We start from the raw sequence: 13,496 nt of genomic DNA on the forward strand, positions 1-13,496 counted from the left end.
CGTGACGCCAGGGGGCCGGCTGTTCGCGCGCCGGGCGGGAGCTACCTCGCCGCCTCGACGGGGACGGCCTTGTCGGGGGCCGGGGTGGGTACGGGGCCGGTGTCGCCGTACCCTGCCCCGGCCCCGGATCGGGTGCGCAGGCCGAAGGCGCTGATGACGGCGGCGACGAGGGCGGCGACCAGCGGCACGACCAGGGCTGCGCGGTAGCCGTCGAGGAGAGCCGCCGGGGACGTGCCGTCCGTCGCGGCGATGTTCACGGTGGCGACGAAGGACAGGCCGAGCGCGGCGCCGAACTGGAAGGACGTGTACAGCAGGCCGCCCGCGACGCCCTGCTCCTCCTCCGCGACACCGTCGGTGGCCAGAATGGTGAGCGGCCCGTAGGCCAAGGAGAAGGCGAGGCCCAGGATGATCAGGCTCGGGAACATCGCCAGGTACGTCCAGTCGGCGCCGACCGGCAGGAACAGGGCGTAGGACAGGGCCGCGAGGAGCAGGCCGCCGAAGATCACTCGGGCGTTGCCGAACCTCGCCACGAGCCGTGGAGTCAGAGTCGGGGACAGGATCGCGTCCACGCCGATGACGATGAGGGCGAAACTGGTCTGCAGGGTCGACCAGCCACGCAGTTCCTGCAGGTAGAGCACGGCGATGAACTGGAATCCGAAGAAGCCCGCGGCGAAGAGCATGCCGGCCAGGTTCGCGCGGACCAGCGAGCCGCTGCGGAAGATCCCCAGGCGTACCAGCGGCGAGGCCGCTCTGCGCTCGATCGCGATGAACACGCCGAACAGGACCAGGCCCGCCCCGATCGTGGCCGCCGTCACGGCCGCGGAGGCGTGCGCGGCACGCTCGACGCCGAAGACGAGCAGCAGGATCGCGCCGGTGACGCTCAGCGCGCCGGCCAGGTCGACACCCTGACCCTCGCGGTCCGGGCGAGGCGACTTCGGGATGAGGACGAGCGCCGCGACGAGGATGACGAGCGTGAGGATGACCGGGGCGAAGAACACCCAGCGCCAGTTCACGGCGGCCAGCAGGCCGCCGACCACCAGGCCGATGGAGAAGCCGCCGGCGGCGGTGCCGGAGTAGACCAGGAGGGCCTTGTTGCGCTGCGGGCCCTCCTCGAAGCCCGTGGTGATGATGGACAGGCCCGCAGGCGTCATGAAAGCGGCCGCGACACCCGTCACGAAGCGGGCGACGATGAGCATCCAGCCTTCCGTGGCGAAACCGCCCAGACCGGAGAAGAGCAGGAAGACCACCAGCCAGAACACGAACATCCGGCGGCGCCCGAACAGGTCGGCGGCCCGGCCGCCCAGCAGCATGAACCCGCCGTAGCCGAGCACGTAGGCACTCATCACCCACTGGAGCATGCCCGTGGACATCTCCAGGTCCTCGCGGATCGACGGCAATGCCACATTGAGCATGGCCACGTCGATGCCTTCGAGGAAAATGGCGCCGCAGAGCACGAACAGCACGCCCCACGCGCGCCCGCTCATGCGGCCGGTGCCGCTGTCCGACGGTGATTGCAGTGTGGACACAGAAATCTCTCCTTGTCAGTGCGGGAATATCCCGAGGGAACCGTCCGCATTCTGGCCGCGGGCGATTGGAGTTCCCTTGACGTGCGCGTGAGAACGGGAGGGAAGGAGACGGAGGCAGCGGTCGAACAATGAGGCCGTTCCGGGTCCCTCTTGCCGCCACCGGAATCATGCTGCGGTGGCGGCAGGGACGGAAGAACGCACTTTGAAGTCACCAAGGCACCCCACGGGTACCGGTCGCGAGCCCCGTGCGGGGACGAGGGGACGAGAGGACGAGGGGACGTACCGAAGAAAGTTCGGCCGGCGATGTCGAGAAGCCGTGGCCTGCTCCGTCCCCATAGTGAACGGGGCCAGAATGGCCCGCACCAGACCGAGGAGAGACACCATGGCGAAGTACCTGCTGCTCAAGCACTACCGCGGCGCCCCGGCCGCCTCCAACGACGTGCCCATGGACCAGTGGGCACCGCAGGAGATCTCGGCCCACATGCAGTACATGCACGACTTCGCGGCCCGGCTGGAGAAGACCGGCGAGTTCGTCGACGGCCAGGCGCTCGCGCCCGAAGGGACCTGGGTCCGCTACGACGGCGAAGGCCGCCCGCCCGTCACCGACGGCCCGTTCGCCGAGACCAAGGACCTGATCGCCGGCTGGATGGTGATCGACGTCGACGGCTACGAGCGCGCCGTCGAACTGGCCGGGGAACTCTCGGCCGCCCCCGGAGCGGGCGGTAAGCCGATCCACGAATGGCTGGAAGTACGCCCGTTCCTGACCGCGCCGCCCACCATCACCGAGTGACCTCACCCATGAACGACGCCCTGCTGCGCACCCTCACGCCGAGCGTCCTCACCGTCCTCGTCCGCCGCGGAGCCGACTTCGCGGCGGCCGAGGACGCCGTGCAGGACGCCCTCGTCGAAGCCGTCCGCCTCTGGCCTGACGGCCCGCCGCGCGACCCCAAGGGGTGGCTGGTCACCGTGGCCTGGCGCAAGTTCCTGGACTCGGCCCGGGCCGACACCGCCCGGCGCCGGCGCGAGGACCGCCTCGACCAGGAACCGTCGCCCGGGCCCACGGCCCCGGCGGACGACACGCTCCAGCTCTACTTCCTGTGCGCGCATCCCTCCCTGACGCCCTCGTCCGCGGTCGCGCTCACCCTGCGCGCCGTCGGCGGGCTCACCACCCGCCAGATCGCCCAGGCCTACCTCGTCCCCGAAGCGACCATGGCGCAACGCATCAGCCGGGCCAAACGCACCGTCTCCGACGTCCGCTTCGACCAGCCCGGCGATGTCGCCACCGTGCTGCGCGTCCTCTACCTGGTCTTCAACGAGGGGTACTCCGGCGACGTCGACCTCGCCGCCGAAGCCATCCGGCTCACCCGGCAGCTCACCGCCGTGATCGACCACCCCGAAGCCGCGGGGCTGCTCGCCCTCATGCTCCTCCACCACGCCCGGCGCGCCACCCGGATCACGCCCGACGGCACCCTGGTCCCGCTCGCCGAGCAGGACCGCGGCAGGTGGGACACGGCCGCGATCACCGAGGGCGTCTCGATCCTCCAGGCGGCGCTCGCCCGCGACCGGCTGGGCGAGTTCCAGGCCCAGGCCGCCATCGCGGCACTGCACGCCGACGCGCCCAGCGCCGGGGAGACGGACTGGGTACAGATCGTCGAGTGGTACGACGAACTCGTCCGGCTCACCGACAGCCCCGTCGCCCGTCTCAACCGCGCGGTGGCGATCGGCGAGGCCGACGGACCGCGAGCCGGCCTGGCCGCGCTCGCCGCCCTCGACGACACGGTCCCCCGCCACACCGCCGTAGCGGCCTACCTCCACGAACGCGACGGCGACCTGACGACCGCGGCGCGGCTCTATGCCGCAGCCGCCCAGAAGGCGCCCCATCTCGCCGAACGCGACCACCTCACGCGCCAAGCCGCCCGACTCAACACGTACCGGCATCCGCACGTGACCTGAACACGAACACGAACCCGGACACGAACCCGAAACGGAACGCGCGCGACGAGGTCTTGTCCCGCTGATGGACGCCATGGCCTGGTCAGACGTAGTCGACGCTGTCGATGTCCTCCTGCTCAGGCAGGGCCAGTCCACCCTGCCTGAGCAGCTGCTCGCGCGCTGGGGGTGCGGCAGCCGACGATCGCCGGGGCCTCCCGGACGAGTGTGTCGTCGGTGAGCGCTTCCACCATGAACAGCGCGAAGTCCACCCGGCGCGTCAGGTTGCTCGCCAGTACCGGGTCGCCCACGTGCCGGCTCCAGACGGGCAGGCCTTGGCTCTCGCCCTCTTCCAGGGTGCTGCCGCGCACCACGGTCCAGCGGGTGGCGCTGGCGAACACCCGTCGGCACGCCTCCACCTGGTCGTCGAGCTCGACCGCGCGGACGAGCTTGGCCAGCACGGCGGCGACCTTGACGCCCGTGGTGAACAGCCGCGAGTACTTGTCCTTGCCGTCGCGCGAGATGTGCCAGCCGCAGGAGAAGATCAGGCGTGCGCCCGGTCGTGCGTGGTCGAGGACCGCCTGTGCCGTGCCCGAGGAGTACTGGCGGACGCCCCAGGGTGCCAGCACCGTCAGCACCCCGTCGCAGCCCGCGACCGCCCGTGCGATCACCTCCGGGTCGTTCGTCGACCCCGGGATCACCGTCATCCGGCCGTCGAACGCGGCCAGTTTCGGCACGCTGCTCTCCCGGCACACGCCGACCACCTCGTAGCCGCGCTCCAACGCGTGGCGGACCATGTACTGCCCTAGCTTCCCCGAAGCCCCGACGATGCAGACCTTCATGGTGCAGCCCCTTCCACGGAATGCTGACCTTATGCTGTAAGGCACGCTAGCCTTATGGCGTAAGGCGGTCAAGGGAGCCGGAAGGAGACGTGAATGGGCGAGCGGGCCGGTGGCACGGGACGAGGCGGGGCCGGGCGTACGCCTCTCAGCCGTGAGCGCGTGATCCGTACGGCGGTGGCGCTCGCGGACGAGAAGGGCTCGGCCGCACTCAGCATGCGGGCGATCGCCGGACCGCTGGGCGTCGAGGCGATGTCGCTCTACCACCACGTCGCGGGGCGGGACGACATCCTCGACGGCATGGTGGACGCGGTGTTCGGCGAGATCGACCTGCCGCCTGGCGGCACGGACTGGAAGAGCGCCATGCGCCACCGCGCGCTCTCCGCCCGCGCCGCCCTGCTGCGCCATCCGTGGGCCATCGGCCTGATGGACTCCCGCTCCCGGCCCGGCCCGGCGACGCTGCGCCATCACGACGCCGTCATCGGGGCGCTGCGCACCGCCGGGTTCTCCGTGCCGATGACCGCGCACGCGGTCTCGCTGATCGACAGCTACCTGTACGGCTTCGTCCTGCAGGAACTCAGCCTGCCGTTCAACGGCCCGGTGGAACGCGACGAGGTCGCGGGCGCCATCCTGCACGACATGCCCGCCGACACCTACCCCCACCTCACCGAGCTGGCGACTCAGCACGTTCTCACGCCCGGCTACGACTACGCCGACGAGTTCGCCTTCGGCCTCGCCCTCGTCCTCGACGCCCTCCACCCGGACCAGCGCACGCGGCCGTAGCCGCATGGCGGTTCGGGGGGGAACAGAGGGGCCGTCCGTTCGGTGAGCAATCCCGACAAGCTCGGCCACCTCGGACCCGTCGCCGATGCCTGGGGCTCAGCGACGAGGTGAAGCGGGCCCGCCGCCGTCGCACCCCCTGACCAAAGGGGGCGTGGGCCGGATGGCCGGTTACTTGGCGAGCTTGCCGTCGGCCGTCACGGCGAACCAGGTACCGCCCACGCCCTGGCCGTCGGTAGCGCCGGGAGTCTTGTCACCGGTGAACCAGTACAGCGGCCAGCAGTCGATCGTGAGCTGCTTCGTGCCGTCCGGGCGGGTGTAGGTGATCAGCTTCTTCGGGTCGATGCCCTCGACCTTGTCGAGGTCGACCAGCTTGGCGGGCCGCCACTTCTCCAGGCACGCCCCCTCGCAGTTCGACTTCATCGGCCAGGCGGTGTCCTTGGTGAAGCGGTACAGGGTCCTGCCCTTGCCATCCCGGATGATCTTGCCCAGCTTGTCGTCGTCGGCCAGCGAGAGCGCCGGCAGCGCCGCCCCGCCCGTCTCGCCGGAGCCCGGCGCGGTCGAGCCCGGCGCGGCGGTGCCCGGCGCGGCGGTGCCCGGCTGCGGAGCGCCCGCCTTCTTGCCGTCCGGGGTGACCGCGAACCAGGTACCGCCGACGCCCTGGCCGTTGGTCTGGCCCGGCGCGGTGTCCTTCGCGAACCGGTACACCGGCCAGCCCGCGATCGTCAGCTGCCGCACACCGTCGGCCCGCTGGAACGAACCGACGCGGGAGCCGTCCACCCCGCCGGGCTGGGTGCTGCCCGCGGGGACCGGTGGCCAGGTCTTGGCGCAGTCTCCGGCGCAGGCCGAGGTGGAAGGGCCGGCCGTGTCGTTGTCGAACCGGTAGAGGGTGAAGCCCTTGCCGTCGGCGACCACCGGACCGAGCGTGGCGTCGTCACGGACCGCCAGCGGCCCGGAGGCCGTCGTCCCGCCAGTCGAGGCCGCCGCGGAGGCCCCGGCCGTGCCACCGCCGTAGGCGTCGCCGCCCGCGGCGGTCGCAGCGGACGGCGCGGCGGCGGGACCACTCGCGCCCGTCCCCTGCGTTCCACAGGCCGTCACCCCGAACAGCAACGCGGCCCCGGCCGTGGCGACGGTGAGCTTATGCATGTTCTTCATGACAACTCCTCTTATCCAGTGCTTCGTTGTGCTGTGTCGGCACCGGAAACACGCGGCCCGCCCAAGCCGGGTTCAACGGATCCGAAGAAACTTTTCGCGGGCACACGAACGCCGGCCGGGCACAGGGCCCGGCCGGCGTTCTCCGGTGCTGCGACGGGTGTTCTACACGGGCACGGGCACGGTGACGAATCGCTTGCCCGCCTCGTTCTCGACCACGAGCGCGGCCACGTCGGCCGGGGCGACCGCGGCCGAGCCGTCGAGCGAGGCGCCCTTGCCCTCCCCTTCGCGGGCTCCGGCGCCCACCACCCAGCTGCCGGCTGTCATCCGGCTCCCGTCCCGGCCCACCACGACCAGCGTGCACCGCTCCCCCTCGGGCAGACCGGTCACGGCCGCGTGGACACGGACCCAACCGGCCGCCGGAGTCACGCGGACGGTCATCCGGGCACCGGAGGAAGCGTCCGTCGCCGACGCGACCCGCGTACCCGGTACCGGCACCGAGGGAGACGCGGGAGCCGTCGGCACCGGCGAGGGCGGCAGAGCGACGGGCGCACCGGCGTCCGGCAGAGCCGTCCCTGCCCAGAACACAACGGCCAGTACGGCCGCCGCCACCAGGCCCGTCACCGCCCCTCGGCGGCGGCGCCCGGCGGCGCGCTCGCCGCGCATCTGCCGCAGGGTGCGCTGGAGCAGCAGATCGCCACCCTCGGGCGGCCCGTCGACGAACGCCTCCGGCGGCACCTCGCCCAGCGCCGCCTCCATCTCACGCAACGCGTCCGCCTCCCCGCGGCACGACTCGCATCCCGACACATGCGCCTCGACCCGCTCCGTGTCGGCGCTGTCGAGGACCCCGAGCACGTACGGGCCGAGCAGAACCTCCTCCTCATGCCGCCGCCCGTTCACGCGACCACCTCCCTGAACCCGCCGGGCCGCCCCGGCGCACTTGCCTCGTCACCCTCACCGAACAACCCCCGCAGCGCCTTCAGCGCGTAATGCGACCGGGACTTCACCGTGCCCGCCGGGACGCCCAGGCTCTCCGCCGCCTCCGCGACGCTCCGCCCGCGGAAGTACAACTCCGTCAGCACGTCCCGGTGCTCCGGCGTCAGCCGGTCGAGGGCCCCCAGCACCGCCATGGTGTCGACGACCCCGTCGGCGTGATCCTCCTCGATCGGTGGCGTCGTGGGAGACTCCGCGACCTCGGCCGGTCGTGCGGCCCTGGCCCGGTAGCGGTCGGTGATGATGTTGCGGGCCACCGTCAACAGCCAGCCCCGTACGGATCCCTTGCCGTTGACCAGCACGTCCGAGTTCCGCCACGCGCGGATCAAGGTCTCCTGCACCACGTCCTCGGCCATGGCCCGGTCTCCGGTCAGCCGGGCTGCGTAGGCGAGCAGCGCACCCCCGTGCTCCTCGTACACCGACTTGATCAACACCTCGTCACCCGAGCCGCGCCCGCCCCGCGGCCACAGTGGTCCGGCCATCACACCCACTCCGCTCTCCGTTGCCTGCGTCGTGCCCAACACGCAATCCCGGCACCATCAGTTCAGGTGACCCGCATCACACCTACTGGCGGCAGTGGCGGCCTGTGTTGAGGCAGTCGGCTACGGCCGACATCCGGGCGTCCGTCATCACGTTGACGAACATGGCGTGGTCGGTCTTCGGGCTGTGGCGTTGTTCCGGGAAGGCGTCCAGCGCGATCGGCACGTCCGGCCCGGGCACGTCGTAGGCCAGACGGATGGTCAGTTCGGGAACGGCGAACGTGTCCGCCGGGCAGACGCCGTTCGCCGCGCGGAAGGCCAGGTGCGTGCGCTCCGGTCCTGCCGTGTCCAGGCCGTTCCAGCAGCTGGGGAAGGTGAGGGTACGGGTCAGCCGGTCGCCCGCCGGGCAGCGGGGATATCGGGTCGTGTACCGGTCGGGGAAGCTCGCGCAGCCCCAGCGTGCCCTGACGTTCTCGTCGCCGGGGGCGGTCAGCGCCACCGCGTCGCCCGTGACCGCGCGCAGGAAGCGGGGCATCGGGACGACCTCGCCGACCGGATTGCCGCCGAACTCCAGGCGTACCTCGGCGGGTTGGAGGATCTCTCCGGCGTTGCCGTGCCCGGCCGCCTTCTCGTACGCGTGCTGGGCAGGCCGGTCCGTACGGCGCAGCACCGGCCAGTAGTACGTGGAGCGATCGCCCCCGCGGCAGGTGGTGGGCGCGGCCGCCAGGCTCGCGTCGGTGGAGCGGGCGTCGGTGGACAGGTTGCCGACGTAGGCGTGGGTGTGGTGGGCGCCGCCTCGCAGGCCCGGCGAGACGACCAGGTTGTCCTCGTTGTAGTGGGCCTCCTCGTTGCGGCCGCAGTCGATCGTGACCGTGCCGGTCGAGGCGTCCGGCCCCCGCGGCGGCGGCTCGCCTTTGGTTGGTGGCACGTCGCGGATGTCGACGAAGTCCCCCGGCGCCGCGGTGGCGGAGGCCGTTCCGTGCGATGCCCCGTCACGGGACACACCGAGGATGGCCACGGTCAGCGCACCGCCTATGACCAAGCAGACCAGCACGGCGAACCAGCGACGTTCTCTCCCCATGCCCGCCACGGTCTCCGTCGTGCACCGCCCGCGTCAACTACGGGCCTTGGCCGACCCCCGCGTCCCGGCCACGGCCCCGCGACCCTGGCGCCCGCCATGGCGGGAGCCGGCGCCGTGGGGACGGCGACGGCTCCCGCGGTGACGAACCACGGGTGGATCAGGGGCAGCTGATGCGGGCGTCGCCCGGGTCGGTGGTGCAGGTGTCGGTGCCGAGGCCGCCGTTGGCGGTGTCGTTGGCGAGGACCGCGTCGGTGGTCGTGAGGCGGTCGTTGCCGTAGGAGCCCGTCAGGGTGTCGTTGCCTGGGCCGCCGTTCATCGTGTCGTCGCCGAAGGAGCCGTCGAGGTTGTCGTTGCCGTAGCCGCCGTGGACGGTGTCGTTGCCGTAGCTCGCGCGGACGATGTCGTTGCCGCCGAGGCCGCAGATCACGTCGTTGGCGTAGCCGCCGTTCAGGGTCTCCGGGCCGCTGGTGCCGATGATGGTGCAGCCTCGGGCGTTGTTCACCGACGTGGTCGCGCCGGCCGTGTTGTCGGAGGTGTTGGGGTCCGCGGGAGTGCCCGCGACGGTTGCCGTGTGCGTGAGGGTGCCGGTGGAACGGGGCTCCGCCGTGAGCGTGACGGTCGTGCTCGTGCCCGGGGCGAGCGAGCCGAGGGAGCAGGTCGCCCGGGTCGCGGTCGTCGTGCACGTGCCCTGTGCGGGGGTGGCGGAGGTGAGGGTCACTCCGGCGCCGGCGAGGGTGTCCGTCAGGGTGATGCCGGTCGCGGTGGCGGTGGAGGTCGCCCGGTTGGAGACGGTGAGCGTGTACGAGACGCGGTCGCCGATGCTCACCGCGGCCGTGGTGCTCGTCGTCACCGACAGGTCCGCGTGCGGCGGCGGTGGTGTCGTCGCGTCGCCTCCCTGGTAGCGCGCGAGTGCGAAGGCGAAGCCCGCCCCGTATCCGGCGGCGACGATCTTGCCGTCCGGCTGGACGAGTACCGAGCGGGCCTCGTCGAAGTCTCCGAAGCCGGTGACCACGAACCCGTCGCCGCCGAAGCCGGTGTCCACGGTGCCGTTGGTGTGGAAGCGGGCCAGGCCGAAGTCGTTGGCCTCGGAGCTGTTCGGGTCGTCGGCCCGGCCGGCGAGGACGATCTTCCCGTTCTGTTGCAGGGCCATCGCGTACGCGGTCCCGCCGCCGCCGGGGAAGGCCACCGAGGTGCGACCGCCGGTGCCGAAGCCCGCGTCGGGGCTGCCGTCGGCGTGGTAGCGGAGGAGGGCGAAACCGGCGCCGCCGGAACCCGCGGCGAGGATCCTGCCGTCGGGCTGCACCGCGACCGCGTTGCCGAACTCGGTGCCGCCGAAGTCGGCGCTGACCATGCCGTCGCCGCTGAAGCCGGTGTCGAGGCTGCCGTCGGGCAGGTAGCGGACCACGCCGATGTCGAACGCGGTATTGCCCACGTAGCCGACGGAGACGACCCGGCCGTCGAGCTGGAGGGCCATGCTCCGGGCGATGCCGCCGGCTTCCTGGGGCGAGGAGGGGGTGAATCCGGCGACGACCGCGCCGTCACCGCCCAGGCTGGGGTCCAGGTTGCCGTCCGTGTCGAGGCGGACCAGCGCGAACCCGCCACCGCCGCCCTTGCCCGCGGCGACGATCCGGCCGTCGCTCCGCACCGCCACGTCCGCGCCGTCCGCGGAGCCGCCGAACTCCTCGATCCGTACGAGGCCGCCGTCACCGAAGTCCGGGTCCAGGGTGCCGTCGGGCAGGTAGCGGGCCACGGAGAAGAAGCAGCAGCCACCGCCCTCCTCCGCGATCACCTCGGTGGTTCCGGCCACGACGATCTTTCCGTCGGCGGGCTGGATCGCGACGGCGTTCGCCGTATGGGCACCGCCACCGAAGGCACTGGTCACGCGGCCGCCGGTGCCGAAGCCGGGGTCGAGGCCGCCGTCGGGCAGGTAGCGGGCGAGCGCGAATCCGCCCTCGCTCAGACCCGCCACGACCAGCTTGCCGTCCGCCTGGCGCGCGATGTCATGGCCCTCGGCGTACCCCGGGAAGGCCGTGGTCACCCGGCCGTCCGGACCGAACGTCGGATCCAGGTCCCCGGGCGCGGCCACCGCCACTCCGGGCAGCGCGAGCACGAGCGCCGTGGCGAGCGCGGCCGAGGCCGCGGCCCTCCCCCGCGTCCTTCGGCGATCCCGCGCGGGTCTCGGATGTGTCTGGGTCATGGGCGTACAGCCTCCGAACGTGGAGAGGGGTGCGGACAGCAGCGGCGCACAGCTTCGTGACCGAAACCCGCCCGCGGGCCGCGGGCGCCGCCTCACTGCGCCCACTGGCCCCCTCGAACCACCCCGGCGAGGGAGCGCACACGGCACCGCCGACCGCCCGCCGGACGGGCGAACGCTCCGCGGTGCGGCGGCACGGGTGCGGACCCTCCCCCGTACCGGCGTCCCGTCTCCCGCCGGGTCAGGCGGGGCCGCACGTCGGGTCGGCGATCGCGCTCACCGTGTACGGGGGCAGGCCCGGCGGATCGTCGAGCTGGCTGTTGACCACGTACAGCCGGCAACCGTGCCACGCGAGCGTGGTCGGCAGGTCGAAGGGGCCGTCGGTGAGGCGATGGGTCACCGTGCCCGACCGCAGCTCCTCGTCCAGGCGGGCGATGTACACACCGTGCGGGGCGCCGTAGTTGAGTACGGCGTACAGGGTCCGGCCGCGCAGCACCATGCCGTCGGGGCCGAAGGACTCCTCGCCCAGGTCGAGCCGGCTGACGTCCCGGTCGGCCGTGCCGATCCGCCAGACCGCCTCGGTGCCGTTGGACGCGACCAGCAGGGCGGTGCCCGACGCGTTGGCCACGATGCCGTTCAACAGCCAGTACCTCGCGGGGAACTGCGGGAACGCGGGGCGGATGTCGAGCCAGGGTTCGAGCGGGCCGAGGACTCCCCCCCGGATCTTCGCCCGGAGGATGACGGGGTTGGCCCAGTCGGTCACGTACACCGCGTCGTCCGTCACGGCCAGGTCGTTCAGGTCGGGCGTGCCGAGGGGTCCGCCGGGCGCTGTACGGGTGGCCAGCAGGCGTCCGTGCCGGTCGTGGACGGTCAGCGTCGCCCCGCCCACCGAGAGGATGCGGCCGCGCCGGTCGGTGTGGACGCCCAGGGCGCTGGGGCGGTCGTCGAGTCCGCGGGCCGGGAAGGGCTTCATGTCGGGGGTGCCGACGCGGCCGCGGTAGAGCGCGCCCGTACCGTCCGACGACACGTACATGGTGCCGTCCGGGGTGATCGCGATCCCCTCCGGGAGCACGCCGGGTGCCCGGGAGACGACGTAGGAGCCGGGCAGGTCCCGGGCGGTGGCCGCCGGGCCGGGCAGAGCCGCGAGCGCCGTGAGGAGGACCGTGGCGGCGGTGAGGCGGACGAGGGAGCGGGCCGTGGGGACGCGGGCGGGGAATCGGGCGCGAGATCGGTCGTGGGTCGGGGCGGGCGTCCGGCTGGGGGCGGGGGCCGCGGTGCGGGCGGCACTGCCTGCGGTACTCCGGGTGGTTTCCCGGGCGTTGCTCCGGGCTGGGATGCGGCGCATCGTACGGCCTCCGGTCAGGGGTCGACGTCGTGGACACCCGGAGCGTGCACCGGCGTCGGCCGTGACGCATCGCCTTTCACCCCTGGGTAAAAGGGTCCGCCGCACCGATAATCGGCTCGCATGATCCGCCTTCACTTCACGGCCGCCGATCTCCGTCAGATCACCCTCGCCCCGGCGGCGAACGCGCTGTCCGAGACCGCCCTGAGTCTGCGGCTCAGCCTGCGCCTGCGGGCGGGCGGTGGGCGCGCGAACGGCGTCGGCGGGGGCAGCGGTGGTCCGGGGTACGGGCGGTGGGACCGGCCGCGTCCCGCCGCCCGCCAGTGGCACCAGGCGCTGCGCGGGACCGCGAGCGCCCGGGCCGGCGTCCTGGCCGAACTCGTCACCGAGGACGGGTTCCTGCCGGACTTCCTGCTCCAGCCGTCCCTGCACGACTTCGCCGACGCGCTGGAGGCGGCCGCCGCGACACCGGCGGAGCAGCTCGCGCTCGACCTCGGGATCCCCCGGGCCGCGGGCCGGAACGGCCATCTGACGCGCCCCGGACCCTGGGTCCGGGAACTCGCCCAGGGCTCCCCCAGAGCGACCCGCACGCTGGTCGCCGACACCCGGCGGTACTTCCACACGTCGGTCGAACCGCTCTGGCCCCGGATCCGCGGCGGCGCCCTCGCCGATCGCGCTCTGCGCTCCGAGATGCTGCTGCGCGGAGGCGTCGACGCCCTGTTGACCACCCTGGCGACGACCTGGAAGTGGCAGCCGCCGACGCTCCACCTGCCGTCCGCCTCGGCGTACGACATCCCGTTGTGCGGTCGCGGCCTGCTCCTCGTTCCGTCCTGGTTCGCGACGGGCCCGCTGGTGATGTACCGCCCCAGGGCGTCGACCGTGCTGGTCTACCCCCTGCGGGACGACTCCGACGCCTCGGCGGGCGGACCCGGTGGCAGGCCGGAAGCGCTCGCCGCGCTCCTCGGCCGCACCCGCGCGCACGTGCTCGCTCTCCTCCGCACGCCCGCCACGACCACGGCCCTGGCCGAGCGCGCCGCCCTCTCCCTTCCGGCGGCGAGCCGGCACACACGGGTCCTGCGCGAGGCCGGGCTCGTCGACACGACGCGGACCGGCGTCGCCGTCCTCCACACCCTCACGCCCCTCGGGCACAGCCTCCTCGCCGGGATCTGACCGGCGGCGCG

General features: G+C 72.7%; 12 protein-coding genes and 1 pseudogene. 5 read left to right on the forward strand and 8 right to left on the reverse strand.

Going from position 1 to position 13,496, the window contains the following annotated elements; translation table 11 throughout:
* Positions 1-41: 41 nt before the first annotated feature.
* Entirely contained in the window at positions 42-1,484 is a 1,443-nt protein-coding gene (locus tag ACFWWU_RS14265; RefSeq protein WP_384144957.1) for an MFS transporter, read from the reverse strand.
* A 424-nt stretch (positions 1,485-1,908) separates the two neighbouring features.
* Here ACFWWU_RS14265 and ACFWWU_RS14270 point away from each other — a divergent pair, with 424 nt between their 5' ends.
* The gene (locus ACFWWU_RS14270; RefSeq protein ID WP_384144019.1) at positions 1,909-2,316 is read left to right on the forward strand and encodes a YciI family protein; all 408 of its coding nucleotides are present in this window, start codon (positions 1,909-1,911) and stop codon (positions 2,314-2,316) included.
* Positions 2,317-2,324: 8 nt separating this feature from the next.
* On the forward strand, positions 2,325-3,479 hold the full coding sequence (locus ACFWWU_RS14275) for an RNA polymerase sigma factor (RefSeq protein WP_384144960.1): 1,155 nt from the start codon (positions 2,325-2,327) through the stop codon (positions 3,477-3,479).
* 116 nt (positions 3,480-3,595) lie between these two features.
* On the opposite strand, the gene ACFWWU_RS14280 is transcribed toward ACFWWU_RS14275, so the two are convergent.
* Positions 3,596-4,297, reverse strand: a complete 702-nt coding sequence (locus ACFWWU_RS14280; protein WP_384144022.1) for an NAD(P)-dependent oxidoreductase — start codon at positions 4,295-4,297, stop codon at positions 3,596-3,598.
* Positions 4,298-4,390: 93 nt separating this feature from the next.
* Between ACFWWU_RS14280 and ACFWWU_RS14285 the strand changes: the two genes are divergently transcribed.
* Together ACFWWU_RS14285 and ACFWWU_RS14290 are read left to right on the forward strand one after the other, a co-directional pair.
* A complete protein-coding gene (locus ACFWWU_RS14285) occupies positions 4,391-5,077 on the forward strand; it encodes a TetR/AcrR family transcriptional regulator (RefSeq protein WP_384144025.1) in 687 nt (228 codons plus the stop codon).
* A gap of 18 nt (positions 5,078-5,095) precedes the next feature.
* Positions 5,096-5,217: pseudogene (locus ACFWWU_RS14290) on the forward strand (RNA polymerase subunit sigma-24); the annotation flags it as partial.
* Between the two features lie 28 nt (positions 5,218-5,245).
* Here ACFWWU_RS14290 and ACFWWU_RS14295 read toward each other — a convergent pair.
* The 6 genes from ACFWWU_RS14295 to ACFWWU_RS14320 all read right to left on the reverse strand — a co-directional run bounded on the left by ACFWWU_RS14295 (position 5,246) and on the right by ACFWWU_RS14320 (position 12,318).
* On the reverse strand, positions 5,246-6,229 hold the full coding sequence (locus tag ACFWWU_RS14295; protein WP_384144027.1) for an SCO0930 family lipoprotein: 984 nt from the start codon (positions 6,227-6,229) through the stop codon (positions 5,246-5,248).
* Positions 6,230-6,391: 162 nt separating this feature from the next.
* Positions 6,392-7,126: a zf-HC2 domain-containing protein gene (locus tag ACFWWU_RS14300; protein WP_384144030.1), complete on the reverse strand. Its 735-nt coding sequence runs from the start codon at positions 7,124-7,126 to the stop codon at positions 6,392-6,394.
* Complete coding sequence (locus tag ACFWWU_RS14305) at positions 7,123-7,701, reverse strand: sigma-70 family RNA polymerase sigma factor (protein WP_384144033.1); 579 nt, start codon at positions 7,699-7,701, stop codon at positions 7,123-7,125. Before ACFWWU_RS14305 ends, ACFWWU_RS14300 begins: the two co-directional genes overlap by 4 nt.
* Positions 7,702-7,783: 82 nt before the next feature.
* On the reverse strand, positions 7,784-8,779 hold the full coding sequence (locus tag ACFWWU_RS14310; protein WP_384144036.1) for a DUF1996 domain-containing protein: 996 nt from the start codon (positions 8,777-8,779) through the stop codon (positions 7,784-7,786).
* 157 nt (positions 8,780-8,936) lie between these two features.
* Positions 8,937-10,976 (reverse strand): calcium-binding protein, encoded by a 2,040-nt coding sequence (locus ACFWWU_RS14315; protein ID WP_384144039.1) that lies wholly within the window; start codon positions 10,974-10,976, stop codon positions 8,937-8,939.
* Positions 10,977-11,214: 238 nt separating this feature from the next.
* Positions 11,215-12,318, reverse strand: coding sequence for a hypothetical protein (locus ACFWWU_RS14320; RefSeq protein WP_384144042.1), 1,104 nt, complete (start codon positions 12,316-12,318; stop codon positions 11,215-11,217).
* A 120-nt stretch (positions 12,319-12,438) separates the two neighbouring features.
* Here ACFWWU_RS14320 and ACFWWU_RS14325 point away from each other — a divergent pair, with 120 nt between their 5' ends.
* Positions 12,439-13,485 carry an ArsR/SmtB family transcription factor gene (locus ACFWWU_RS14325; RefSeq protein ID WP_384144045.1) on the forward strand — a complete coding sequence of 349 codons (1,047 nt, stop codon included), beginning with the start codon at positions 12,439-12,441 and terminating at the stop codon, positions 13,483-13,485.
* Positions 13,486-13,496 lie beyond the last annotated feature (11 nt).

Source organism: Streptomyces sp. NPDC058650, from assembly GCF_042717315.1.
GTDB lineage: Bacteria > Actinomycetota > Actinomycetes > Streptomycetales > Streptomycetaceae > Streptomyces.

What these genes read in the sequence shown, in the direction of transcription:
- ACFWWU_RS14275 (WP_384144960.1), top strand. Translation starts at nt 2,325, where the DNA reads ATGAACGACGCCCTGCTGCGCACCCTCACGCCGAGCGTCCTCACCGTC.
- ACFWWU_RS14265 (WP_384144957.1), bottom strand. Translation starts at nt 1,484, where the DNA reads ATGAGCGGGCGCGCGTGGGGCGTGCTGTTCGTGCTCTGCGGCGCCATT.
- ACFWWU_RS14320 (WP_384144042.1), bottom strand. Translation starts at nt 12,318, where the DNA reads ATGCGCCGCATCCCAGCCCGGAGCAACGCCCGGGAAACCACCCGGAGT.
- ACFWWU_RS14270 (WP_384144019.1), top strand. Translation starts at nt 1,909, where the DNA reads ATGGCGAAGTACCTGCTGCTCAAGCACTACCGCGGCGCCCCGGCCGCC.
- ACFWWU_RS14325 (WP_384144045.1), top strand. Translation starts at nt 12,439, where the DNA reads ATGATCCGCCTTCACTTCACGGCCGCCGATCTCCGTCAGATCACCCTC.
- ACFWWU_RS14310 (WP_384144036.1), bottom strand. Translation starts at nt 8,779, where the DNA reads ATGGGGAGAGAACGTCGCTGGTTCGCCGTGCTGGTCTGCTTGGTCATA.
- ACFWWU_RS14315 (WP_384144039.1), bottom strand. Translation starts at nt 10,976, where the DNA reads ATGACCCAGACACATCCGAGACCCGCGCGGGATCGCCGAAGGACGCGG.
- ACFWWU_RS14285 (WP_384144025.1), top strand. Translation starts at nt 4,391, where the DNA reads ATGGGCGAGCGGGCCGGTGGCACGGGACGAGGCGGGGCCGGGCGTACG.
- ACFWWU_RS14295 (WP_384144027.1), bottom strand. Translation starts at nt 6,229, where the DNA reads ATGAAGAACATGCATAAGCTCACCGTCGCCACGGCCGGGGCCGCGTTG.
- ACFWWU_RS14305 (WP_384144033.1), bottom strand. Translation starts at nt 7,701, where the DNA reads ATGGCCGGACCACTGTGGCCGCGGGGCGGGCGCGGCTCGGGTGACGAG.
- ACFWWU_RS14280 (WP_384144022.1), bottom strand. Translation starts at nt 4,297, where the DNA reads ATGAAGGTCTGCATCGTCGGGGCTTCGGGGAAGCTAGGGCAGTACATG.